The sequence below is a fragment of the Nonomuraea sp. NPDC052265 genome (genome assembly GCF_044547985.1).
Lineage (GTDB): Bacteria > Actinomycetota > Actinomycetes > Streptosporangiales > Streptosporangiaceae > Nonomuraea.
This window is the reverse complement of the sequence record NZ_JBIUBJ010000005.1, coordinates 408596-431635: the sequence shown is the minus strand read 5'-3', so window position 1 is coordinate 431635 and position 23040 is coordinate 408596. Positions and strand designations below refer to the sequence as shown.

Genomic DNA, 23040 nt, shown 5'->3' with positions numbered 1-23040 from the left:
AACCCCGCTGGAAGTATTTCGGACGACCGACTACTGTGCCGTCGCATGAGCCTCCGCGAGCAGTTGTGCGAGTACGGCAGGCGCGCCGTCGAGCTGGGCCTGGTCATCGGCACCTCGGGCAACCTGAGCGTACGCCGGGGCGACCAGGTGGCGGTCACCCCGTCCGGCGTGGCGCTCGACCGGCTGACCCCGGAGGCGTGCCCGATCGTGGACCTGGAGGGCCATCTGGTCGAGGGCGAGCTGCAACCGTCGTCGGAGACCCCCATGCACCTGGCCGTCTACCGGGCGACGGGCACTCAGGCGATCGTGCACACCCATTCGGTGTTCGGGACGGTCGTGGCCACGACGATGACGGAGTTGCCGCCGGTCCACTACAACGCGCTGCTGCTGGGCGGCGTGGTCAAGGTGGCCGAGTACGCCACGTACGGCACGCCGGAGCTGGCCGCCAACGTGCGGGCGGCGCTGGAGGGCAAGCAGGCCGCCCTGATGGCCAACCACGGCGGGGTGACCATCGGGGCGACGATGGAGCAGGCGTTCGAGGCCACCCGCCTGCTGGAGTGGCTGTGCGAGGTCTACGTGCGCGGGCTCTCCGTAGGCAGGCCGACGGTCCTGACCGACGAGCAGCTCGCCGCCGTCGTGGACCGCGCGGCCAACCCGCCGACGTTCCCGCGCCGGCCGGACTAGGCCGACGCGGGCGACGCAGGACGACGCAGGCGAGGCGGACGGGACGGTCAGGCCAGTGCGGCCTGTTCGGCCAGGCCCAGGGGCAGGCCGCCGGAGCCGGCGATCCGGTCGTGGAACTCGCGCAGCGTCCCGGTGAAGGACTCGCGGATGCGGTCGATCTCGATGGCCCCCGTCAGGTACGACGGCGCCTGCGTCGGCCAGGCGCAGTAGCGGTTCACCTCGCCCCGGGCGGTGCCGGGCGACAGCGACGCCTTGGTGGCCATGAACGTCTCGGCCTCCTCGATCGACATGTCCTCGCAGTGCAGCGCGGTGTCCACGATGATCCGGGCGGCGCGGAAGAGGCGGAAGTCCAGGTGGGCCAGCTCGGTGGCGGGGGTGTCGAAGTAGCCCTGCTCGTGCAGCACCTTCTCGACGTACAGGGCCCAGCCCTCGGTGAAGTACGGCGTCCTGAAGACCTTGCGGACCGTACGCGGGTTGTCCGCCATGTACGACAGGTGCCAGTGGTGGCCGGGGTAGGCCTCGTGCACGGCGATCGAGGGCATCTGGGCGCGCGCGTTGGTGCGCAGGCGCTGGCGTACCTGCTCCTCGGTGAAGTCGTCGGGGGTGTAGGGGACGAAGAAGATGCCCGTGCGCGAGCTGCTGAGCGGCGGCGGCGACAGGTAGTGGGCGACGTACAGCACCGGGCGGGCGTACTCGGCCGACGGCAGGACCTCGCACTCCTCCCCCTCGGCGAAGGTGACGAGCCCGCGCTCGCGGACGAACTCGCGGGCCCGCCGGGTCTCGGCCTCGTACTCGGACCGCATGGCCTCCAGGGTGGGCGGGTGGTCGTCCATGAGGGACTCCATCGCGGCCCGCCAGTCCTCGGTGCCGTTGACGCCGAGGGCGACCCGGCGCATGCGGGCGTCCAGGTCGGCCCAGGCGGCCCTGCCCTTCTCGTGCAGTTCGGCGGCGCCGTACGTGAGCATCTCGCGCTCGCGCAGCAGGGTGGAGTAGAGCTTCTCCCCCATCCGCCAGGTGCCGCCGCACCGGAAACCTTCGAGGAAGGCGACCAGCGTGTCGAAAGCGTCGGCGGCCGGCTCGGCGGCCTTGGCGAGCCTGGCGCGCAGGGCCTCGTCGCCGACCATCGCGGGGAGCGTGCGGGTGAGGAAGTTGCGGCCGGTACGGGCCTGGCCGAGCCCGCGCGTGACCAGCAGCGGCGCGGCGAGGTCGGGGTCCAGGTTGGCCTGGCAGGCGGCCAGCACGCCGGGCACCTCGGCGAGGCGCGAGACGGCGGCGGTGACCAGTTCGGCCTCCGGCTTGAGCCGCTGCTGGAAGGCGTTGAACAGCGATCCGAAGACGGCCGAGAGGTAGAGGCCCGGGTTGCGCCGCCACTCGGGCCAGGATTCGAGCGCGACCGAGCCCCTCAGCTGGGACAGGACCAGGTCTCGGTCGATGGCGTCGTCGAGCGAGTCGGCCGGGGACTCGGAGAGGCGTTCGATCCAGCGGATCTCCTCCCGGGCGCGGTTCTCCCAGGCGGAGGCGGTGAAATCGCCGAGAGTGTGGTCGTAGCCGTCGGCTCCCAATTGGCTGGCGACGACGGGACGGTCGGAAAAGTACCAGTTGAGAAACTCGTCCACCTACGCACCATATCCTGACGTTCATGCCCCTGCAGATCACTGGCGCGCTAGGCGACCCCGACCTCATCCGGCTCCCCTGGGACGTCCCGCTGGCCGACTGGCCCCGGCATCATCTGGTCGATCTGCCGCGCGGCATCTCCCGCCACGTGGTGCGGTTCGCCCGGCTCTCCGGCAAGGTCTACGCGATCAAGGAGATCAGCGAGCGGTACGCCAGGCGGGAGTACCAGCTCCTGTGGGACCTGGCCAGGCTGGACGCCCCGGCCGTGGAGCCCGTGGCGTACGTGACCGGCCGCGACGACGGCCTGGACGCCGCGCTGATCACCCGGCACCTGCAGTTCTCGCTCCCCTACCGTGCCGTGATGTCCGGCACCCTGCGCCCCGACACGCTCACCCGCCTGCTCGACGCGCTGGCCGTGCTGCTGGTGCGCCTGCACCTGAACGGCTTCTACTGGGGTGACTGCTCGCTGTCCAACACGCTCTTCCGCAGGGACGCCGGCGCCTTCGCGGCCTACCTGGTGGACGCCGAGACGGGCGAGATGCACCCGATGATCAGCGAGGGCCAGCGGCTGACCGACATCGACGTCGCCCACACCAACATCTTCGGCGAGATGCTCGACCTGGAGGCCGGCGGGCTGCTGCACCCGTCGATCGACCCCATGGAGACCGCCGAGGACATCGTCAACCGCTACCACCGCCTGTGGGCCGAGATCACCGACAGCGAGATCATCGACGAGGTCGACTGGCACCGCGTGGAGCAGCGCATCCGCCGGCTGAACCTGCTCGGCTTCGACGTGGCCGAGATGATGGTGCGGCGCAAGGTCGGCACCGGCCGGCTGATCGTACGGCCGAAGGTGGTGGACGCCGGCCACCACCAGCGGCGGCTGATCAGGCTGACCGGGCTCGACGTGGAGGAGAACCAGGCGCGGCGGCTGCTCAACGACCTGGACGGCTACCGGGTCGCCAAGGGCCTGCGTCACGAGGACGAGGCCATCGTGGCCCACCGCTGGCTCGCCGAGGTGTTCCACCCGACGGTCGACGGCATCCCCGCGGAGCTGCGCGGCAAGCTGGAGCCCGCGCAGCTCTTCCACGAGATACTCGACCACCGCTGGTACCTGTCGGAGGCGGCGGACGGCGACGTCGGGCTGGCCACGGCCGTGAAGTCGTACGTGGACAACGTGCTGGTGCACAAGCCCGACGAGAAGGCGCTGCTGCCCGACGACCCGGACGAGGACGATCAGTAGGCGACGGTGATGCGGGTGCGCGGGTGGGCGTTCTCCTCCAGCTCGTCCGCGATCGCCACCGCGTAGTCCTCGGCCGTGATGAAGCTGCGGCCGTCGGCGTCGCTCAGCAGGTCGTCGCGGCCGATCCGGTAGACCCCGGTACGCTCGCCCGGCGCGATCTCGGCGGCGGGCGAGACGTAGGTCCAGTTCAGGTCGGTGACCTCCCGGTAGAGCCCCAGCGCGGCCCGCGCGGACCTGGCCTCCTTCTTGTAGATCTCCGGGAAGCCGGGCGTGTCGACGAGGTCGAGGCCGGGGCCGGCCTTGAGGCTGCCCGCGCCGCCCACCACCACCACCCGGCTCACTCCGGCGGTGCGCAGGCCGTCGATGAGGGCGCGGTTGGCGGCCAGGAACGGCGGCTCGGGCTCGGTGCCGTCGCGCGGCGGGGCGATGGCGCAGACGACGGCGTCGTAGCCCTCGGCGAGCGTGGCCGCGTCGTGGACGTCGCCCTTGACGGGACCGCGGCGGCTGACACCGGTGACGTCGTGGCCGCGGCCGGTGAGTTCGGTGACGATGCGCTGGCCGATCATTCCGGTCGCGCCGAACACGAGGATCTTCATGAGAAGCACAGTATCCAATGGATACTGGTTACTTCATCGTGCTATAAGTACCTTATGGATACCGGTGATGCCTTCGACCCGAACTGCCCGACCCGGCTGGTCCTCGACCGGATCGGCGACAAGTGGTCGGTGCTGGTGCTGCTCAGCCTCAGCGACGGGCCGATGCGCTTCACCGTGCTGCGGGGGCGGATCGGCGGGGTGACGCCGAAGGTCCTCACGCAGACGCTGCGGGCCATGGAACTGGACGGGCTGATCACCCGCGAGGTCTTCGCCGAGGTGCCGCCGCGGGTGGAGTACGCGCTGACCGACCTCGGACGCTCGCTGCACACGCCGATCGCGGTGGTGGCGCGGTGGGCCGAGGAGAACGTTCACGAAATCATCCTTCATCGTGAAAAAGTCTCGTGAATTGATCATATTTCCGCACGAGTGATGCTTTTCTTCGCCCTGGCCGTATAAAAACGTATCCCCCGGTAAAACGCGCGCCTTCTGGTCTCTTGTGGCCCCCTACGCTTTCCCCCGTCCCACGACGGAAGGAGGCTCGCGGTGCTGGGAGTGGACACGTGCCTGGCGGAGGTCATGTCGATACCGGGCGCGCTCGACGCCATGCTGGTCGACGGCACCAGCGGCATGGCGGTCGCCTTCAGCAGCGCGTCCGGCGTGGACGCCGACAGGTCCGCCGCCGCGCTGACCGAGGCGCTGCGCGCCACCACCGACGGGCTGACCCGGACGTGTCCCGGCGAGATCGTGCGCATCGACGACATGCTCGTCACCACCGACCGGGGGCACCACCTGCTCCGGCTGCTGGAGACGGTCTTCGAGGGTCCGCTGGTCATCTACGTCCGCCTCGACCTGGAACGGTCGAACCTGGCCCTGGCCCGCTACCGCCTGCGGGCCATCTCCGACCTGCTGACCACCTGAGCCATGGCCGCGCTCGACTCACTCCTGTCCGGACTCGCCCGCGAACGCGCGACGGGGGCGCTCCGCCTGGGCCGGAACGGCACGATCTACCTGTCGAAGGGGCGCGTGACGTACATGGAGTGCGCCCAGACGCCCGGCGTCGAGCGGCTGTTCGCGGCCAGGGGGCGGATGTCGGAGTCGGCCCTGCGCGCCCTCCAGGCGGACGGCGGCCGGACCCGGCTGCTCCAGCAGGGCCCGGTCACCCTGGCCGAGCTCCAGTACGCCGTGCTCGGCGTGGTCCAGGACGCCGCCTTCTTCCTGCTGCCGGTGACCGGCGTGCGGCCGAAGTTCCGGCCCGGGGAGGAGCACTGGCTGGGGGGGCAGTGGTTCTTCGACGTCCCGGAGCTGGTGCGCGAGTGCGCCCGCCGCCGCGAGCAGCTCGCCGGCATCTGGCCCTCGTCCGACGTGGACACCCAGCCCGTACGGCCGATCCCGCGCCTTCCCGGGCACGGGGTGGCGCTCAGCCAGGTGCAGTGGGAGGTCGTCGTACGGGCCGACCAGAAGGCCACCCCGCTGGAGCTGGCCCGGCACCTGGGCCGGTCGGGCTACTCGGTGCTGCTGGCCGTCAGGAGGCTGGCCGCCGCCGGCCTCCTCGTCCCGCCGGACCCGGTGCGGCCCGCGCAGCCCCAACGCCGCCCCGACGACGGGGAGGCGCTGCCCAAACGGGTGCCGAGCCCCGTGACGGTCTCCGCCGGCGACGGCGCGGCCGGACCGGTCGCCGGACCGGTGCCGACGGGCGACCCGACCGATCTGAGGCTGCTGCGGCGGCTGAAGAAGGCGCTGGAGGAGATGCCGTGAGGTTCCCCTCACGACGCAGGAGGAGGCCACCCGTGGAGCTACGGCAAGAGGTCCTGGCGGAGATGGAGCTCCTGCGCGGGCGCACGCCGGACGTCACCGGCAGCGTCGCCTGCACCGTGGACGGCCTGCGCATCGCCTGCGACCCCGAAGGAGAGACCGGCGAGCAGGCGGCGGCGCTGTCGGCCGCGCTGCTCGCGATGAGCAGCCGGATGCTGACCATGGCGGGCCGCGGGACGTTCGAGGAGACCCTCGTGTCCGGCACCGCCGGGTTCGTGGCCTTCTACGCCGCGGGCCCCACGATCGTCCTCACGGTCCTGGCGGGACCCGGCGCCAACGTCGGGCTCCTCCGGCTGGAGGGCAGGAAGACGGCGGCCTCCGTGGCCGCCGTGGCACGCAAGCACTGACCATCCCACCGAAGCGGAGGAAAGCATGGCAGGCATGGACGTCTCCCTCAAGGAGATGATGAGCATCGACGGCACGATCGGAGCGGCGATCGTCGACCACGGCAGCGGCATGGCGCTCGGCACGCTCGGCGGCTCGAAGGAGCTGGACCTTCAGGTCGCGGCGGCGGGCAACACCGAGGTCATCAAGGCCAAACTGCGCACGATGGACTCGCTGGGCCTCAAGGACGGCATCGAGGACATCCTCATCACGCTGACCGCCCAGTACCACATCATCCGCCCGCTCACGGGCCGCAGCGGCAAGGGCCTGTTCCTCTACCTCGCCCTCGACCGCAACCGGGCCAATCTGGCCCTGGCCCGGCACATGCTCAAGGTCATCGAGGAGAAGCTGGAGCTCTGAGCGCCGCCTCACGGTTCCGTGGCGACCTCCGGCCGTACGGGCGCCGCGGAGCCGGTGTGGCCGGTGATCTCGGCGATGATCGCGGGCCAGAGGGGGCGGGGCAGGTCGTGGCCCATGCCGGGGTAGGTGACCAGGCGGGCGCCCGGGATGGCGGCCGCGGTGGCCCGGCCGCCGGCGGGCGGCACGAGCTGGTCGTCCTCGCCGTGGATGACCAGCGCGGGCACCTTCAGCCCGGCCAGCGCCGCCGTACGGTCGCCGGAGCCCATGATGGCGGCGAGCTGGCGGGCCGTGCCGGCCGGGTCGTGGCAGCGGTCGAAGGCGAGCCCGGCCAGCCGGGCGACGCGTTCGCGGTCCAGCTCGTAGCCGGGCGACCCGATGACGGCCCAGGTCGCCAGGGCGCCGGCGACGACCGTCTCGCGGTCGGTCGCGGGCTTGGCCAACAGCACCGCGGCGGCCGCCTCGGTCGGCGGGGCCGCCTGGGGGCCGGGCGTGGACATGATCGAGGTCAGGCTCAGCACGCGCGCGGGATGCCGGAGGGCCAGCGCCTGGGCGATCATCCCGCCCATCGAGGCGCCGACGACGTGCGCGGCGGGCAGGCCCAGGACGTCCATGAGCCCGGCGCTGTCGTCGGCCAGGTCGTCCAGCACGTACGGCGAGGGCGCTCCCCATGGGGGGACGCCCTCGTCGTGGAGGTGCGTGGACAGGCCCGCGTCGCGGTTGTCGAACCTGACGACGTGGTGGCCCTGATCGGCCAGGAGTTCGCAGAACTCGTCGTCCCAGTGGATGAGCTGGGCGCCGAGTCCCATGATGAGCAGCAGGGGCCTGCCCGCGGGTGAGCCGAAGCTCTCGTAGGCGATCTCGATGCCGTTGGCGGCTGCGCGCTGGATCACAGCGACCAGAATGTCATTCTGGTCGCCCGGCGTAAAGGCCGGTATGTCCGCGGGTCCGCAGTCGATCCACGGGTCAGCGTTGATCCGCGGATCCGTCGTTGATCCGCGGATCCGTCGTCGATGCGCGGATCAGTCGTTGAGGAGCTTGCGCAGGCGCTCGCTGCCGAGCACCGCGCCGCCGCCGGCCAGCACCAGCACGCCGGCCATGACGGTGCCGCCCATCGCGACGGTCTTCCCGACGCCACCCTGACCGCCGGCGGAACCGGTCGCGTCGTCGGCGGGCTTGTCGGCCAGGACCGTGGGGGGCTCGGCCGGGTTGGCGTCGTACCTGCCCCACGCGCCGCTGGAGAAGGCCACGGGGTAGTTCTTCTTGCCCTTGCCGTCGCCCCACTTGGTGATGACGTAGTCGATCTTGATGTGGCCCTCGCCGCCGTTGCCGTCCACGCCGAGGGTGTCGGGGTTGAAGGTGCCGCCGGTCAGCTCGGCGAAGGTCTTGGCGTCGAGGTCCAGCATGACGCCGCGGCTGGAGGGCTCGCCGGGGCCGCGGTCGCCCACGAAGAACGGCATCTTCTTGCCGTTGTACGTCACGTAGCCCTCGGTCATGAGGGGCCAGCTGGGGCTGGCGGCCAGGCCCTTCTGCATGGGCTTGCCGCTGGCGGGGAGACCGGTGTCGCCGGCGCGGCCGGAGGAGTCGTCCCAGAAGTAGGAGGCCTTGGTGGAACCCTTGAGCAGGATCTTCTGGTCGTCGCCGGTGTCGGCGTGGGCGCCGGTGGCGGAAATCGTCAGCGCGCCCACGGCGGACACGGACAACAGGGCGAGAGAGCGCAGGCCAAATCGAGACATGAAGCAGTGAAGTCCTTCGCGAGGGGACAGGGGGAACGCGCGTGACTACGGTGCGTAACCGGGCAGAGCGCCGAAAAGGTGGTTACGCGGCGCGTGGGGGAAAGTCAGGGAAGAGACCGCTCAGTAGGCGGTCGTCACTACACTGTCCGGGGGTACGACGAGCTGGTACATGCGGTGAAGTCCTCTCCATCTCGCCTACCGGGTTAGCTGACGGGTTCGGGCGTGGAGATGCCCTACCGGCACATGGCCGGATTCACCCCAATGAGATGGTTCCCCGGTTCCCGACAAGTCGGGATTCGGCGCCAGCTGTCGCCCCTCTCCTGGTAGGGACTACGCCACCAGCTGGTAATTGGTTAAGACGGTACCCAGAGATTCGGACAAATACAAACGAATCGTCATGAACCGGGTAAAGATCTACCTATCGAGGTAAAGAGAAAGGGGGTACGGCATGCCGTACCCCCAGTTAAATCGGGCCTTTCAGCCGCCGCTCTTGCGCCTGAAGGATCTTTTACTCCCGGCCGGACCGTGCGCCCCGTGGATCTTCGACGGGTCCACGCCCCTGCCACCCGCGGCCGAGTCGGCCTGCTGATCACGCTTGCGTTCCAACGCCTCGCGGAACTTGCGCTTCATCTCGTCCTCGGGAGTCTCGCTGACTTCCGGCTCCGGTGTTTCCGCCATGAGGACCTCCTGGTATTGGGGACATCCACAGCTTCGCATGACGCCGCTTACGACGCGAAACCGGCCTCCACTCTGCTTTCCTGTGCCGGCGGCCGCTCCAGCCGCCTGCCGGGCATCATGACCAGCGCGACCAGGGCGATCACCGCGCCCGCCACGCCGAGCGACGGGATCACCAGGGCCGCCGCCGAGGCGTGCGCGGCCGCGAGTCCGTGCACGGGCGCGTCCGTGGTGATGACCGACGTGTACGCCGTGCCGGCCAGGGCCAGCGCCACCGAGCCGCCGATCTGCCGGAAGAAGGTGAGGTTGGCCGAGGCGGTGCCGATGTACCGCGGCTCGACGGCCTGCCGCACGGCCACGGTCAGTCCCGACAACATCGGCCCCATGCCGAGCCCGAGGAGCACCATCCACCCGGCCAGCCACAGGCCGTCGGTGTGCGGGGTCAGGTTCAGGCAGAGCAGGCTGCCGGCCGCCAGCAGGAACGGCGCCCCGACCAGCCACGGCTTGTACGTGCGCGTCCTGGACATCAGCGTCCCCATGAGCGCGCTGCCCGCCACCATGGCCAGCGTCATCGGGTAGATCCGCAGCCCGGACTCGGTGGCGCTGACGCCCAGCGCCTGCTGGAAGTAGCGCGGCAGGAACACCACGCCGGCGTACATGCAGAAGGCCGTGACGAACGAGGTCGCGTTGACCAGCGTGTACGTGCGGTCCCGGAACAGGTGCATCGGCATGATGGGGCTCGCCGCCCGCAGCTCGACCAGCACGAACGCGACCAGCAGGACCAGGGCCAGCAGGATCGGCCCGGCCACGGGCAGGGAGGTCCAGGAGTTGCCGTCCACGCCCTTCTCGGTCAGGCCGAGCAGCAGCGCGCTGATGGCCACGGTGAACACCGCGATGCCCGGGTAGTCCGGCCGGCCCCCGCCGCCGGTGCCCGGACGGAACGGCAGCCGCAGCACCACGATCGCGATCAGCACGATCCCGAGCGGCACGTTCACGTAGAAGGCCCACCGCCAGCTCGCGTGGTCGGTGAACAACCCGCCCAGGAACGGCCCGGCCAGGTACGTCAACGCCATCACGCCACCGAGCGCGCCCTGCACCCGGGCGCCGTTCCGGCCGGGCGGGAACATCTCCATCACCAGGGCCAGCGAGAGCGGCAGCAGCGCGCCCGCGCCCAGCCCCTGCACGGCCCGGAACGCGATGAGCTGGGTCATGTCCTGGGCCAGGCCGCACAGCGCCGATCCGGCGACGAACACCGACATCCCGACGAGCAGCAGCGGCTTCCTGCCGTGCTGGTCGGAGAGCCGGCCGTACAGCGGCACGGTGAGGTCCCTCGGCCTTCGCCAGGTCCGCTCCGGCATCGCCTGGGCCGACGAGACCCTCGCCGCCCTGCGCGGCGAGGGTGAACCCGAAGGGTAAAACGGAACTCTTCGCTTCCTGGTGTTGCGTTGGAGAAGCGCCGGATATAGACCCAGGCATGATGCTCAACCTCCCAGTACGGCGATGAGCCTCCTGGGTCGTGACCTGGCGATCGACCTCGGTGCGACCGGCACGAGGATCTACGCCAAGGGCAAGGGCATCGTGCTGGACGAGCCCTCGGCCGTCCGGCGCGACAGGGAGACGGGGAAGGTCGTCGGCTACGGCGCCGAAGCCGCGGAGTGCGTCGACGACGCGGACGGCGAGACGTACTGGCCGATCAGCGACGGCCTGCCCCAGGACGGCGAGCTCGCCCGGCGCATGATCAGGCACTTCCTGCGCAAGGTGCACCGGCACCCCCTCCCCCGGCCGCGGCTGGTCATGGCCGTGCCCGACGAGTTCACGCCGATCGAGCGGGTGGCGCTGCGCGACGCCGGGTTCGAGGCCGAGGCCCGCGGGATCCTGCTGGTCAGGCACGCGATCGCCGCGGCGCTCGGCGCGGGCCTCCAGGTGCGCGACGGCGCCGGGCACATGGTCGTCGACATCGGCCGCGACGCCGCCAGGGTCGCCGTGCTGTCCTGCGGGGCCGTGGTCGCCGCCGGAGCCGTGCGCGGCGGCGGGCACGCCGTGACCCGCGCCGTCGCCCGCCTGGTCGAGGACGAGCACGGCCTGCTGGCCGGCGAACGCGAGGCCGAGTCGGCCAAACTGCGCGCGACGCGGGAGCCGACCGGGAACGTGCTGATCCGCGGCAGGGACTCCGGCACCGGCGAGGAGCGCGCGGTCGCGTTGCCCGCCGCCCTGGTCCGCGAGGCCGCCGTCCAGTCGGTCGAGCAGATCGTGCGGGCCGCCGAGTACACCATGGAACGCTGCCCTCCCGAACTGACCGCCGACCTGGGCGAGCGGGGCATGGTGCTGGTCGGCGGCGGCGCGCTGCTGCCCGGTCTGCGCCGGCGGCTGCAGGACGGCCTGTCCATGCCGGTGCGGCGCGCGGAGCGGCCCGGCGACTCGGTGGCCCTGGGCCTCGGCCGCTGCGTGGAGGACCTGGGGTTGATCGCCAAGCTGAGGCGCCGGTGAACGACCTGTTCGACCTGGGGGTCTCGCTCGCCGACAAGACCGTCAGGACGATCGCGGTCTACGTGACGATCGCCGTCCTGCTCCGCATCGCCGGCAAACGCGGCATCGCGCAGCTCAACAACTTCGACTTCGTGGTCATGCTGCTGATGAGCAACGTCGTGCAGAACGCGATCATCGGCCCGGACAACTCGCTGGTCGGCGGCCTGGTCGGCGTGGTGATCCTGGTGGCCGTCAACGCGGTCGTGGTGCGGTGGGCGGCGACCGTGCCCTCGGTCGGCAGGGTGTTCGAGGGCGCCCCGGTCGTCCTGGCCCGCGACGGGCACTACATCCCCTCCGCGCTGCGCCGGATGGGCGTACGGCAGGCCGACCTCAACGTGATGCTCCAGCTCAGAGGGGCCGAGAGCGTCACCGACACCGACCTGGTACGCCTGGAGCCCGGCGGCTCGCTCCTGGTCCGCCTGCGCCCCGAGGAGATGGACGTCGAACGCGGCGACCTGGACGAGCTGTGCCGGCGCCTCGACCGCATCGAACGCAAGCTGGACGACCTGAAAAGCGGACCCTCATGAGAATGCGCGGCCGACCGGCCATTTGATATCGCTCATTAATGTCGCGTTAATCGCGCTGCGCCCGGAATTGATCTCCGATATTGTGCCAATGTGCGCCTGGCTGGTCGCTCGGTCGTGATGTCCGCGGTGCTTATCTGCGTCGCGGTCGCGGCAGCCTGTACCTCCAGCCGCCAGTCCTCCTTCGAGGAGGCGGCCAGGCAACTCGCCGCCGACACCGACACCCTGCTCACCAGCGCCCCGCTGCGCGTCTCACCGGCCCAACGCTCCGACGAGACCGAAGACCGCTCGTGCGTGCCCGGCCAGGTGCGCCGGCTCGTCCGGGCCGAGGGCGAGGCCGCCGACGCCCCCGACGGGCTGCTACACACCCTCCAGGACATGGGCTACGACCAGATCGTGGAGGACCTCGACCTGCGTGACGAGAGCCCCGAGGTCTCCGTCGTGCGCAACCCCCGGACGAACCTGACGTTCGAGCTGACCGTCCTGGACGGGCCGAACGTCAGGATCGTCGGCAGGACGACCTGCTACGCCCCGCGCGAGGACCCCCGCTCCTGACACCCGGCCCCGACGCCCGCTCCTGACGCCTCAGGGCGCCGACAGCGCCTCCGTCGGCGACAGCCGCGAGGCGCGCACGGCCGGGTAGAGCCCCGCCACCGCGCCGATGAGCAGCGTGGCCGCCAGGCCCCCGACGGTCGCCCAGGCGGGCACCACGGCGGGCCAGTCGCGGGAGAAGGCGTAGGCGACGGTGACGCCGGTCCCCAGCAGGATCCCGCCCGCGCCGCCCATCGCGGACAACAGCAGCGACTCGGCGAGGAACTGGGTGCGGATCTGGCCGCGCGTCGCGCCCAGCGAACGGCGCAGGCCGATCTCGGCACGACGTTCCAGCACCGAGATGACCATCGTGTTGGCCACGCCCACGCCGCCCACGAGCAGGGCCACCGCGCCGACACCGAGCAGCAGCCCGGCGAAGGCCTGGCTGGTCGCCTGCTTGGCGGCCAGCGCGTCGGACGGGCGGGAGACGTCCACCTCGTTGGGCGCCTCGGGGTTGGCCGTGCCGGCCAGCACCGACCGTACGGACTCCAGCCTCGCCTCCTGCGAGCGGGTGTAGAGCGTGGTCGGATGCCCGTCGAAGTCCAGCCTGGACTCCGCGACCGGCCAGCCGACCAGGGCCGCGCTGTTCAGCTCCTCGGCCAGGGGCACCGGGTCGAGCACGCCGACCACCGTGAACCGGATGCCGCCGATCACCACCTGCGTGTCGGGGGTGACCGCGCCGATGCCGAGCCGCTGGGCGGCGACCGAGCCGAGCACGACGGCCGGGTAGCGCTCGGTGGCCGCGTTGAGCCAGGCGCCGCTGCGGACCGTCGCGCCCACGGTCGGCAGCAGGTCGAGGCGGGCGGCGACCGTGGCCAGGCCGTTGGTCTGCGGCACGGGGATCTCCTCGTTCCGGTAGACCTTGGCCTCGGGCACCTTGCCCGTGGACGAGACCGTCTCCACCGGGCCGATGCGCGCGATCATCGCCTCGGCGTCCAGGGGCATCTGGGCCGCCTCGCCCAGCAGCGTGGTGCCGGAGGAGACGGTGAGCAGGTTCGTCCCCAGCGCGGACAGCGTACGGTCCAGCTCGGCGCTGGAGGAGGACGAGATCCCCACCACGCCGATCATCGCGGCGATGCCGATCGCGATGCCCAGCGCCGACAGGAACGCCCGCAACGGGCGGGTACGCAGGCCGACCGCGCCCACGCGCATCACGTCGCGCGGGCGCATCCTGGCCGGCGAGAGCCGGGGACGCTCCAGCGTGGCCATCACGCCACCTCGGTTTCGACGGATTCCCGCACACGCTCTTCACACGCCCCCGACCGCTCCCCACCGAAGCCGGAGCCCGAACCGGAGTCGGAGCCGGAGTCGGAGCCGGAGCCGGAGCGGGGACCCGGACCCGGGCCTGAGCCGGAGCCGAGGTGGGGATGCGAGGCCGTGCGAGGGCCGGAATCGGAGACGATGCGGCCGTCCCGCATGCTCACCTGGCGGGGCAGGCCGGCGGCGATCTCCCGGTCGTGCGTGATGATCACGATGGTGGTGCCGCTCCCGTTCAGCTCGTGCAGCAGGTCCATCACGCCGGTGCCCGAGACCGAGTCCAGCGCGCCGGTGGGCTCGTCGGCCAGCAGCAGCGGCGGGTCGCCGGCCACCGCCCTGGCGATGGCCACGCGCTGCCGCTCGCCGCCGGACAGCTCGTGCGGCTCGTGGTCGATGCGGTGCCCGAGGCCGACGCGGCGCAACGCCGTCCCGGCCCTCCGGCGGCGTTCGGCCAGGGGCAGGCCGGTGTAGATCAGGCCGTCGGCCACGTTGTCCAGGGCGGTCACCTTGGCGGCCAGGTGGAAGTGCTGGAAGACGAAGCCGATCGTGGTGGCGCGCAGGGCCGAGAGCTGGTTGTCCGACAGCTTGGCGACGTCGTAGCCGTCGATCTCGATGCGGCCCGCCGACGGGCGGTCGAGGGTGCCGACGATGTTGAGCATCGTGGACTTGCCCGAGCCCGACGGGCCGACGATGGCGACCCGCTCGCCGCGCCGGATCTCCAGCGACACCGAGTCCAGCGCCGCCACCCCGCCGGGGTAGGTCCTGGAGACGTCGGCCAGCACGATCATGGCAGGCGTCCCCGCGGGGACCGGAGCGGGCGTCCCCGCGGGAGACGGGGTGGGGGTTCCGTTGGGTGGGGTGGGAGGGCCGGAGGGGGGCGTGGTGGGGGTCATTTCGGGATTCCTACCGTCATGCCGTCGGTGAGGCCGTCGCCGGAGATCTCGACACGACCCCCCGCGAACAACCCCGTCTTCACGGCGACATATCGGGACCTGCCACCTTCGACCACCTCCACCCCGAACCCGCCCTCCCGCAACGCCACCAGCGCCGACACCGGGACGGTGAGCACGCCCTTCCGCCGGTCGGCGGTGAACGTCACCTTCACCGCGGCCTTGTCGAGCCCCTTGGCGGCCCTGGCGTTCCCCAGCGAGATCAGCACCTCCAGGCGGGTCTCCGGATCGGCGTTCTGCCCCTCCCCCGGCTCGATGATCGTGGCCACCTCGGTGATCCGGCCGGTCACGTCCTTGCCGTCGGGCATCGTGACCGCGACCTTGGTGCCCTTCCTGGCCATCCGCTGGTCCTCGGCCGCCAGCTTGGCCGTGACGACCTTCTTCGTGCCCGTGTAAGTGAGGATCTTCTGCCCCGGGCCCGCGGGCTGGCCCTTCTCGGCCTCCAGGCTCTCCACCCGGACCTTGCCGGGGGCGAAGACGACCCGTCCCAGCTCCACCACGCCGGTCTCGTCGAGGCCGCGGTCCTCCTGCCACTCCTTCACCGCCTGGGCGGTGTCGTAGGTGTACTCGTCGTCCACGGTGAAGCCGTCGTAGCCGAGCTTGCGCAGGTTGCGTTCCAGGTTCTCGACGTCCTTGCCCTCGGCCCCGATCCGCAGGTCGCGGTAGGCGGGGGTGGTGCCGTACAGGAGCATGACCGGCTTGTTGTCCAGGCGGTACAGGGACCGGCCGCGGGTGATCTGGTCGCCGCTGTCCGGGAGCCAGGTGACCGTGCCCGGTTTCCTGGCCATGGCCGTGGTGACCGGGCCGTAGCCGAGTTCGCCGTCGGCGTCCCTGGTGTCGTTCAGCGTCTGCCGGGTGACCGGGGCGGTGGCCGGGGGCAGCGCGGCGGCCGAGGTGGCCGGGGCGGCGCCGCCGTTCAGCAGGCCGCCGGGGTTGACCGTCAGGACCCCCGCCCCCGCGACGGCGACCACCCCGATGAGGGTGGCGATCGTCCGCCCGCCGCCGCGGCGGCGGCGGGCGTGCGGGGACGGGGTGTCCGGCTCGGCCTTTCCGTCGATGGTGGCCGTCCCCATCAGGAGCCTCCCTGTCCCCCGCCGATGTTCATCCGGCACTTCTCCTGCGCCGCCTTGAAGTCGGGGTCGTCGCCGACCTCGGGCGTGATGCGCACCATGCCGCCCTCGGGGTCGGGGAACGCCTCCACGCCGTTGTCACGCATGCACTGCGCCTGCTTGCGCATGTTCTCGGCCTGCTTGGGGTCGCCGCCCTTGCCCGAGGTCATGCCCTGCGGCTGGAACTGCTTGCAGGCGTCCATGGCCTTCTGGACCTTCTCCGGGCCGCCGGAGTTCTTGTCGAACTTCATCTCCATCCGGCCGTCCGGGCCGGGGTCGGGGATGTCCAGGCCCTGTTCGCGCAGGCAGGTGGTGTACTTGACGGCCTGCTCGTTGCGGTCCGTGGTGGCCGAGGCGCCGGCCGACGGCCGGGCGCCGGTGCCGGTCACCGACGCCACGTCCGATCCGCCCTCCTTGGCCCCGCACGCCGTCAGGAACAGCGCGGCCGCGGCCAGCGCCATGAGCGTTCGTCCTCGCATGAATGGTCTCCTCCGTCGAAGCCGGTGGCCTACGAGGGGAGATGCAATACGCGACCGTGTTTCTCCAGCGTTTCCATCCCGACTTATCCCGATCAAATGCCACCCGCGCCAGAATCGAGCCGGAGGTACGGAATGCGGGTGCTGGTGGTGGAGGACGAGCGCATGCTCGCCGGCGCGATCGCCGGGTGGTTACGCGACGAGACCCATGCGGTCGACCTCGCGCACGACGGCGAGGCGGCGCTGGAGCGGATCGCGGTCAACGACTACGACGTGGTCGTCCTGGACCGCGACCTGCCGCGCGTGCACGGCGACGACGTGTGCAGGGAGCTGGTCGCCTCCGAGTCCGACGCGCGGGTGCTGATGCTCACGGCCGCCGCCCAGCTCGACGACCGGGTGAGCGGGCTGTCCATGGGCGCCGACGACTACCTGCCCAAGCCGTTCGCCTTCCCCGAGCTGGCGGCCCGCGTCCTGGCGCTGGGACGGCGCTCGCGGCCCGCCACTCCCCCGGTGTTGCGCCGGGCCGGGATCACGCTGGACCCGGCGCGCAGGGAGGTGTTCAGGAACGGGCGGTTCGTCCCGCTGTCGAAGAAGGAGTTCGCCGTCCTGGCCGAGCTGATGCGGGCGCAGGGCACGGTCGTCTCGGCCGAGCACCTGCTGGAGAAGGCGTGGGACGAGCACGCCGACCCGTTCACCGGCGCGGTGCGGCTGACGATACTCAAGCTGCGCCGCAAGCTGGCCGACCCGCCGGTGGTGGAGACGGTGCCGGGCGTGGGGTACCGGATCGCATGAGACCGCCGCACCCCACCCTCAGGCTACGCCTCACCCTCGTGTACGGCGCCCTCTTCCTGGTGGCGGGGCTGGCTCTGCTGGGCGTCACGTACCTGCTGTTCAACCAGCAGCTCACGGAGTCGTTCGAGAGCCGCTTCCCGGTCAACAACGCCCTCCGCAAGAACATGATCTTCCTCAAGCAGGACGGCGTCGAGCTGTCCGGCCCCGCCGCCGTCGACTGGCTGCGCCAGCAGGAGCTGCGCCTGCGCGAGGCCGCCGTGGCCTCGCTGCTGACCCAGGGCGCGATCGCGCTCATCGTCGTGTGCGGGACCGCCGTCGGGCTCGGCTGGGTGGTGGCCGGACGCGTCCTGGCCCCGCTGCACCTGGTCACCGCCACCGCGCGCCGGATCGCCGCCGCCCCCATGGCCGAACGCGGCCTGCACGAGCGCATCGCGCTCAGCGGCCCCCCGGACGAGGTCAAGACGCTGGCCGACACGTTCGACACGATGGTGGAACGGCTCGACCACTCCTTCGACGGCCAGCGCAGGTTCGTCGCGAACGCCTCGCACGAGCTGCGCACGCCCCTGACGCTCAACCGGGCGCTGGTGGAGCTGGCGATGCACCGGCGTACCGCCTCCGACGACGTCAAGGAGCTGGGCGAGAACCTGTTGCAGATCAACGCCCGCCACGAACGGCTCATCTCGGGGCTGCTGCTGCTGGCCCGCTCCGAGCGGGAGATCGCCGACCGCTCCCCGGTGGACCTCGCCGACGTCGTCGCGCACGTCGTCGCCCAGACCGCCCGCGACGCCGAGGAGGCCAAGGTCGTCGTCAAGGAGGAGGCCGGGCCCGCGCCGACCCTGGGCGACGCGCTGCTGCTCGAACGGCTGGTGCACAACCTGGTCGAGAACGGCGTCCGGCACAACCTCGGAGACGGCGGCGGCTGGGTCCGGGTGGTGAGCCGTACGGTGCCCGGCGGGCTGGTCGAGGTGGAGGTGAGCAACACCGGGCCGAGCGTGCCGCCGTACGACGTGCCGCTGCTGTTCAAGCCGTTCCACCGGCACGGCGCCGAGCGGGTGGTCACGGGGATGAGCGCGGGGCTCGGGCTGTCGATCGTCCGCTCGGTGGCCGTCGCGCACGGAGGGGACGTGACGGCCCGCCCCCGCGAGGGCGGCGGCCTGATCGTCACCGCCACCCTCCCCGCCGGCTGACCCGGCTACTGGTGGGCGGCCGTGCGGAGTGAGCGGTAGAGCAGGCGGGGGTCGCCCAGGTGGTGGCGGAGGAGCTTCTCCAGGCCGCCGATCGGGACCAGGTTCTGGGGGGCGCGCGGGTCTTTGTAGTCGACCCCGGCCAGCGCCGGCAGCGCCAGCGTGACCGCGTCGGCCAGCTCCACGACCTGCGCCGGGTCGAGGTCGGCGCTGGCCTCGCAGCGGGCGATCCCCGCCCACGGCGCCGACGACTGGACCGGGAGCCGCAGGTACCAGGCGTGCCTGCGCCAGCTCGTGCCCATGAGGAACACCGGCGTACGCTGCCCCGGCGTGAGCGCGGCGACCACGGCCGACTGCGGCTGCGGCAGGTAGGCCGCGTGGTGCGTCTTGATGTAGCCGACCGTCCGCGGCAGATGGGTACGCCCCCGCAGCGGCCCGTCGACCAGCAGCAGCTCGTCGCCCAGCGACCGGTGGCGGACCGCCAGGTCCACCTCCAGCTGGGTGACCTGGCGTTGCAGGGCGAGCGACAACTCCTCGAAGCTGGAGTCGGCCGCCTTGTTCGGCCGGTAGGAGGCGTGCGCGGTCTTGACCTCGGGCGCGTACGGCGAGGCCGAGATCAGCGACCTGTCGACCTCGATCGCGGCCAGCTCGGCCCCCGCGCGCCCGCAGCGGACGATCCCGGCGGCGTAGGAGGCGGCGATCCCGGGGACGGGCATCGGCAGGTCGGGGTCGTGCACCCACACGCGGGCGTCGATCCGGCGCACACCGTCGGCGACCAGCAGCGTCTCGGGGGCCGCGGCGCCGGGGCCCGGCGTGACCGGCTTCCAGTCGGCGACCGGCCGCTCGATGTCGAGGACCAGCTCGGCGCTGGTGGCGCCCAGCTCGGACAGGGCCTCGACGGCGATCGCGGCGGCGTAGCCGGGGTCCCAGGGATCGACGGTGAAGCCCGAGGCCCCGGGGGTCGCCGACGTCACTGCCCCACCTTCCGCACGTGCGAGCCCTTGGCGTCGCGCAGCACCTCGAAACGCGCGGGCACCCGGTCGGCCAGCGCCGGGACGTGGGTGACGACGCCGATCATGCGTTCCTGCCCGGCGGCCAGGCGTTCGAGGGTGGTGGCGACGGTGTCGAGGGTGGCGGGGTCGAGCGTGCCGAAGCCCTCGTCCAGGAAGATCGAGTCGAGCCCTCTGGCGACGGCCCCCGACAGCGCCAGGGCCAGGGACAGCGCGGCCTGGAAGGTCTCGCCGCCGGACAGCGTGCGGGCGCTGCGCCGCAGGCCCGCCTCCCCGTGGTCGATGACCTCGATGTCGCCGGTGCGTTCGCCGAGCGCCAGCTCGTACTGGCCGTCGGACAGCTCCATCAGCGTCTCGGACGCCGTGGCGACCAGCACGGCCAGGGCCTCGGCGCACAACCACCGCTCGAAGGCGTTGGCCCGCAGGCGCAGCGCCAGCTCGTGGGCGACCTTGGCCTCGTGCTCCTTCTCCGCGACGGCGGTCTCCAGCTCGGCGGCCCGCCTGCGTTCCTCGCGGACCCGTTCCAGGGCGCCGTCGGCCCGCGCGACCGCGCCGGCGACGGCCGCGCCGAGCTGGTCGGGGGTGGCGTTGCGCGGGACGGTGACGCCGTGCTCGGCCAGGCGTTCGGTCAGCTTGTGGCGCTCGGCGGCGAGCCTGGCGGTGGCCTGGGCGAGCTCCCGCTCGCGCTCGGCCAGGGCGGCGCGGGCGGACTCGGCGGCCCGGTCGCGCCAGCCGAGCAGCTCGGTCCAGGCGTGGTGGAGGTCGTCGCGGGTGAGCGCCGGCGGCGCGTCGCCGGAGGGCGCGAGCACGAGCAGCCGGTCGCGGGTGGCGCCGAGGGTCTGCCAGGCGCTCTCGGCCTGCCGTTCGACCTGCTCGGCGGCGGTACGGGCGCGTTCGAGCTTCTTACGCGCGTTGCGCGCGGCCGTACGGGCCTCGGTGGCCAGGGCCTCGGCCTTGGCGATGGTGGCCAGGCGGCCTTCGATCTCGTTGCGGTCGCCGGGGGCGGGCAGCGTGGCCAGCTCGGCGTCGATCCTGCTCGACTGCGCGGCCAGCATCGACGCCGACGTCTCGGCCTTGGCCAGGGCCGCCCGGCCACGGCCGGCGTGGTCGCGGGCGGCGGCCAGGGCGCGGTCGGCGGCGCCGAGATCGGCGGGCGTCTCGTGGCGGGGCAGCTCGGCGAGCGGGCGCAGGCACACCGGGCACGGCTGCCCCACGGCCAGCCGGTGGGTCAGACCGGCCGCGGTGTGGGCGTCGCGCAGCCGCTCGCGCTCGTGTTCGGCGTCGGTCAGCGCGCGTTCGGCGTCGGCGACCGCGGGCGTGAGGCGGTCCAGCGCGACGGCGGCCTCGGCCGCCGCCTTCCGGGCGTCGGCGGCCCGGGCGGTGAGGCGTTCGCGGGCGTCGAGCGCGGCCAGCGCCGCCACCGGTTCGGCGCGGTCGCCGAGCGCGGCCAGCGCCTCGAACGCCTCGTGCTCGTCGGCCTCCGTGGCCGCCGCCTCGGCCTCCAGCGCGGCGACCGTGTCGGCGGCCTCGCGGCGGGCCGAGGCCAGCGTCGGCACCGCGGGCGGTATGCGCAGCGCGGCCAGCGCCGACTGCCGCTCGGCCACCGACGCGCGTTCCTGCTCGGCCCGCCCGATGTCGCCCTCGCGGGAGCGCAGCAGGTCGAGGTCGGTGTCGATGGTGCCGGCCAGCCGCCGCAGCGCGGCCAGCCGGTCGGCCAGCTCCCGTTCGGCCTCGTCGGACGCGCCGGCCAGCTTGGCGAGCTGGTCGCGGGCGAAGGCGGCGGCGTTGCGCGCGGCCTCCTCGTCGCGGGCGGCCCGCTGCCTGATCAGCTCGTAGACGTCGGCGTCGAGGAGCTGCACCAGCAGGTCCTGGCGCTCGCGCGGCGCGGCGTGCAGGAACTCGGCGAACCGCCCCTGCGGCAGCACCACGCACTGGGTGAAGAACTTGTACTCCAGGCCGGTCACCCGCTGCACCTCGGGCGTGACGTTCTCGCCCTCGGCGAGCGGCTTCAGCACCATCTCGTACGCCTCGTCGAGCGGGGCCGCCGGGTCCAGCTCGTCGATCCTGGCCTCTTTGGTACGCACGGTGCCCTTGGCGTCGCGGACCAGCGAGCGCACCACGCCGTAGCGCCGCCGGTCGCTCTCGAACACCAGCGCCACCTTGCCCGCGCTGGCCGACGGCGCCAGGGCGTGCGCGATGACGTTCTCCTTGCCCCAGCGCGGGACGGTGCCGTACAGGGCGAAGCAGATGGCGTCGATGATCGTGCTCTTGCCCGCGCCGGTCGGGCCGACCAGGGCGAAGTACTCGGTGTCGGAGAAGTCGACGACGGCCGGCTCGCGGAAGCTGCCGAAGTGGTCGAGGTGCAGCAGCAGGGGACGCATCAGCCGGTCACCTCGTCGTAGAGCCGGTCGAACAGGGCGGCGACCTGGTCGTCGTGGCGGCCGGTCGCGGTCAGGTACTCGCGGAACAGCTCGCGCGGGCTGCGCGCGGCCGACCCCGCCCGCCGCACCGCGGGCACCGGGCGGAACCGTTCGTCCAGGACGACGTCGACCGAGCCGGGCAGCAGGTCGCGCACCTGGTCGGACAGGCCGACGCGGGGTTTCTCCTCCACGATCACCTTGAGCCAGTCGTCGCCCGCCTCCAGGCCCTCGAGCTGCTCCAGCGTGCCGCGCACCGTACGCAGCCTGCGCGCCGAGGCGAACGTCAGCTCGCGCACCACGGCGGGCCGCCCCGGCGTGACCTCCACCAGCAGCGCGCCGGGCGTGTTGCCCTCCTCGCCGAAGTCGACGGCCAGCGGCGAGCCGCTGTACCAGATCGGGCACGGCCCGGGGATCTGCTGCCTGCGGTGGAGGTGGCCGAGCGCGGCGTACTGGGTGGAGACCGGGAAGGCGTTGGGCTCGAAGTAGTAGGAGAAGATCGACTGGGCCTCGCGCTCGCCGCCGCCGAACGCGCCGCCCGGCAGGGTGCCGTGGGTGGTGATCAGGTTGACGGTGTCGCTCTGGAAGCCCGCGGTCAGCGCGCCGACCAGCTCGGAGATGCGGGTGGCGTAGTCGCGGTTGTGGTCGGCGGTGGTGCCGGTGAGGACCTCCGCGGCGCGTACGACGTAGCGGTGGGACAGGAACGGCAGCACACCCAGCCGCACCGGCTCCCCCGAGCGCGCCGTGAAGGCCAGCGTGCCGCCCGCGTCGGGACGGCGGAAGACGCCCACCACGTGCATGCCGAGCTTGCCCAGCACCGGCCGGTAGACCTCGAAGAGCTGCGGGTTGTCGTGGTTGCCGGCCAGCACCACCACGTCACGGCCGTCGCCACGCAGCGCCATGAGCGCGTTGAGCACCAGCGACTGGGCCTCGGGCGTCGGCGCGGAGGTGTCGAACAGGTCGCCGGCCACCACGACCGCGTCCACGTCGTGGGTACGAGCCGCCGCGACCAGCTCGCGCAGCACGGCGCGGTGCTCGTCCATGCGGGAGCGGCCCTTGAGCACCTTGCCCACGTGCCAGTCCGCGGTGTGCAGGAATTTCAC

General features: G+C 72.2%; 25 protein-coding genes and 1 riboswitch. Of the genes, 12 read left to right on the top strand and 13 right to left on the bottom strand.

Annotation, left to right across the window (positions count from 1 at the left end):
• Positions 1-45 precede the first annotated feature (45 nt).
• Positions 46-684, top strand: a complete 639-nt coding sequence (locus ACIHAD_RS19015; protein WP_397355787.1) for a class II aldolase/adducin family protein — start codon at positions 46-48, stop codon at positions 682-684.
• Between the two features lie 47 nt (positions 685-731).
• Here the strand turns inward: ACIHAD_RS19015 and ACIHAD_RS19010 are convergent, their stop codons facing one another.
• On the bottom strand, positions 732-2300 hold the full coding sequence (locus ACIHAD_RS19010; protein WP_397355786.1) for a DUF885 domain-containing protein: 1569 nt from the start codon (positions 2298-2300) through the stop codon (positions 732-734).
• A 23-nt stretch (positions 2301-2323) separates the two neighbouring features.
• Between ACIHAD_RS19010 and ACIHAD_RS19005 the strand changes: the two genes are divergently transcribed.
• Positions 2324-3541, top strand: coding sequence for a DUF4032 domain-containing protein (locus ACIHAD_RS19005; protein ID WP_397355785.1), 1218 nt, complete (start codon positions 2324-2326; stop codon positions 3539-3541).
• On the opposite strand, the gene ACIHAD_RS19000 is transcribed toward ACIHAD_RS19005, so the two are convergent.
• Positions 3535-4137, bottom strand: coding sequence for an NAD(P)-dependent oxidoreductase (locus ACIHAD_RS19000; protein ID WP_397355784.1), 603 nt, complete (start codon positions 4135-4137; stop codon positions 3535-3537). The two genes, ACIHAD_RS19005 and ACIHAD_RS19000, sit on opposite strands and share 7 nt — an antisense overlap.
• 54 nt (positions 4138-4191) lie before the next feature.
• Here ACIHAD_RS19000 and ACIHAD_RS18995 point away from each other — a divergent pair, with 54 nt between their 5' ends.
• From ACIHAD_RS18995 to ACIHAD_RS18975, 5 genes are all read left to right on the top strand, one after another.
• Entirely contained in the window at positions 4192-4542 is a 351-nt protein-coding gene (locus ACIHAD_RS18995; RefSeq protein ID WP_397355783.1) for a winged helix-turn-helix transcriptional regulator, read from the top strand.
• Between the two features lie 138 nt (positions 4543-4680).
• Entirely contained in the window at positions 4681-5055 is a 375-nt protein-coding gene (locus ACIHAD_RS18990; RefSeq protein WP_357699147.1) for a roadblock/LC7 domain-containing protein, read from the top strand.
• Between the two features lie 3 nt (positions 5056-5058).
• The gene (locus ACIHAD_RS18985) at positions 5059-5892 is read left to right on the top strand and encodes a DUF4388 domain-containing protein (RefSeq protein ID WP_397355782.1); all 834 of its coding nucleotides are present in this window, start codon (positions 5059-5061) and stop codon (positions 5890-5892) included.
• Between the two features lie 32 nt (positions 5893-5924).
• On the top strand, positions 5925-6296 hold the full coding sequence (locus ACIHAD_RS18980; protein WP_397355781.1) for a roadblock/LC7 domain-containing protein: 372 nt from the start codon (positions 5925-5927) through the stop codon (positions 6294-6296).
• A gap of 25 nt (positions 6297-6321) precedes the next feature.
• Positions 6322-6693, top strand: a complete 372-nt coding sequence (locus ACIHAD_RS18975; RefSeq protein WP_352352019.1) for a hypothetical protein — start codon at positions 6322-6324, stop codon at positions 6691-6693.
• An 8-nt stretch (positions 6694-6701) separates the two neighbouring features.
• Here the strand turns inward: ACIHAD_RS18975 and ACIHAD_RS18970 are convergent, their stop codons facing one another.
• From ACIHAD_RS18970 to ACIHAD_RS18955, 4 genes are all read right to left on the bottom strand, one after another.
• A complete protein-coding gene (locus ACIHAD_RS18970; RefSeq protein WP_397355779.1) occupies positions 6702-7583 on the bottom strand; it encodes an alpha/beta fold hydrolase in 882 nt (293 codons plus the stop codon).
• A 129-nt stretch (positions 7584-7712) separates the two neighbouring features.
• Positions 7713-8426, bottom strand: a complete 714-nt coding sequence (locus ACIHAD_RS18965) for a hypothetical protein (RefSeq protein WP_397355778.1) — start codon at positions 8424-8426, stop codon at positions 7713-7715.
• 177 nt (positions 8427-8603) lie between these two features.
• Positions 8604-8738, bottom strand: a riboswitch (cyclic di-AMP (ydaO/yuaA leader).
• Positions 8739-8903: 165 nt separating this feature from the next.
• Positions 8904-9104, bottom strand: coding sequence for a DUF5302 domain-containing protein (locus tag ACIHAD_RS18960; protein ID WP_397355777.1), 201 nt, complete (start codon positions 9102-9104; stop codon positions 8904-8906).
• A 47-nt stretch (positions 9105-9151) separates the two neighbouring features.
• Positions 9152-10459 (bottom strand): MFS transporter, encoded by a 1308-nt coding sequence (locus tag ACIHAD_RS18955; RefSeq protein WP_397355776.1) that lies wholly within the window; start codon positions 10457-10459, stop codon positions 9152-9154.
• 142 nt (positions 10460-10601) lie between these two features.
• On the opposite strand from ACIHAD_RS18955, the gene ACIHAD_RS18950 reads away from it, so the two are divergent.
• The 3 genes from ACIHAD_RS18950 (at position 10602) to ACIHAD_RS18940 (ending at position 12706) form a co-directional block, all read left to right on the top strand.
• The gene (locus ACIHAD_RS18950) at positions 10602-11588 is read left to right on the top strand and encodes a rod shape-determining protein (RefSeq protein WP_397355775.1); all 987 of its coding nucleotides are present in this window, start codon (positions 10602-10604) and stop codon (positions 11586-11588) included.
• Positions 11585-12154 (top strand): DUF421 domain-containing protein, encoded by a 570-nt coding sequence (locus tag ACIHAD_RS18945; RefSeq protein WP_397355774.1) that lies wholly within the window; start codon positions 11585-11587, stop codon positions 12152-12154. Before ACIHAD_RS18950 ends, ACIHAD_RS18945 begins: the two co-directional genes overlap by 4 nt.
• A 117-nt stretch (positions 12155-12271) precedes the next feature.
• Positions 12272-12706, top strand: coding sequence for a hypothetical protein (locus ACIHAD_RS18940; protein WP_397355773.1), 435 nt, complete (start codon positions 12272-12274; stop codon positions 12704-12706).
• 30 nt (positions 12707-12736) lie between these two features.
• On the opposite strand, the gene ACIHAD_RS18935 is transcribed toward ACIHAD_RS18940, so the two are convergent.
• The 4 genes from ACIHAD_RS18935 to ACIHAD_RS18920 form a co-directional block, all read right to left on the bottom strand.
• A complete protein-coding gene (locus ACIHAD_RS18935; protein ID WP_397355772.1) occupies positions 12737-13951 on the bottom strand; it encodes an ABC transporter permease in 1215 nt (404 codons plus the stop codon).
• A complete protein-coding gene (locus ACIHAD_RS18930; RefSeq protein ID WP_397355771.1) occupies positions 13951-14787 on the bottom strand; it encodes an ABC transporter ATP-binding protein in 837 nt (278 codons plus the stop codon). Before ACIHAD_RS18930 ends, ACIHAD_RS18935 begins: the two co-directional genes overlap by 1 nt.
• A gap of 101 nt (positions 14788-14888) precedes the next feature.
• Positions 14889-16022 carry an efflux RND transporter periplasmic adaptor subunit gene (locus ACIHAD_RS18925; protein WP_397355770.1) on the bottom strand — a complete coding sequence of 378 codons (1134 nt, stop codon included), beginning with the start codon at positions 16020-16022 and terminating at the stop codon, positions 14889-14891.
• Positions 16022-16537 carry a hypothetical protein gene (locus tag ACIHAD_RS18920; protein WP_397355769.1) on the bottom strand — a complete coding sequence of 172 codons (516 nt, stop codon included), beginning with the start codon at positions 16535-16537 and terminating at the stop codon, positions 16022-16024. Before ACIHAD_RS18920 ends, ACIHAD_RS18925 begins: the two co-directional genes overlap by 1 nt.
• Positions 16538-16669: 132 nt before the next feature.
• Between ACIHAD_RS18920 and ACIHAD_RS18915 the strand changes: the two genes are divergently transcribed.
• The gene (locus ACIHAD_RS18915) at positions 16670-17326 is read left to right on the top strand and encodes a response regulator transcription factor (RefSeq protein ID WP_397355768.1); all 657 of its coding nucleotides are present in this window, start codon (positions 16670-16672) and stop codon (positions 17324-17326) included.
• Positions 17323-18513 carry a sensor histidine kinase gene (locus ACIHAD_RS18910; protein ID WP_397355767.1) on the top strand — a complete coding sequence of 397 codons (1191 nt, stop codon included), beginning with the start codon at positions 17323-17325 and terminating at the stop codon, positions 18511-18513. Before ACIHAD_RS18915 ends, ACIHAD_RS18910 begins: the two co-directional genes overlap by 4 nt.
• A 5-nt stretch (positions 18514-18518) precedes the next feature.
• Here the strand turns inward: ACIHAD_RS18910 and ACIHAD_RS18905 are convergent, their stop codons facing one another.
• From ACIHAD_RS18905 to ACIHAD_RS18895, 3 genes are read right to left on the bottom strand one after another with little or no spacing between them, the layout of a single operon-like run.
• A complete protein-coding gene (locus ACIHAD_RS18905) occupies positions 18519-19484 on the bottom strand; it encodes a hypothetical protein (RefSeq protein WP_397355766.1) in 966 nt (321 codons plus the stop codon).
• Entirely contained in the window at positions 19481-21901 is a 2421-nt protein-coding gene (locus ACIHAD_RS18900; RefSeq protein WP_397355765.1) for an AAA family ATPase, read from the bottom strand. Before ACIHAD_RS18900 ends, ACIHAD_RS18905 begins: the two co-directional genes overlap by 4 nt.
• Positions 21901-23040, bottom strand: a complete 1140-nt coding sequence (locus ACIHAD_RS18895) for an exonuclease SbcCD subunit D (RefSeq protein WP_397355764.1) — start codon at positions 23038-23040, stop codon at positions 21901-21903. The genes ACIHAD_RS18900 and ACIHAD_RS18895 overlap by 1 nt, the downstream gene beginning before the upstream one ends.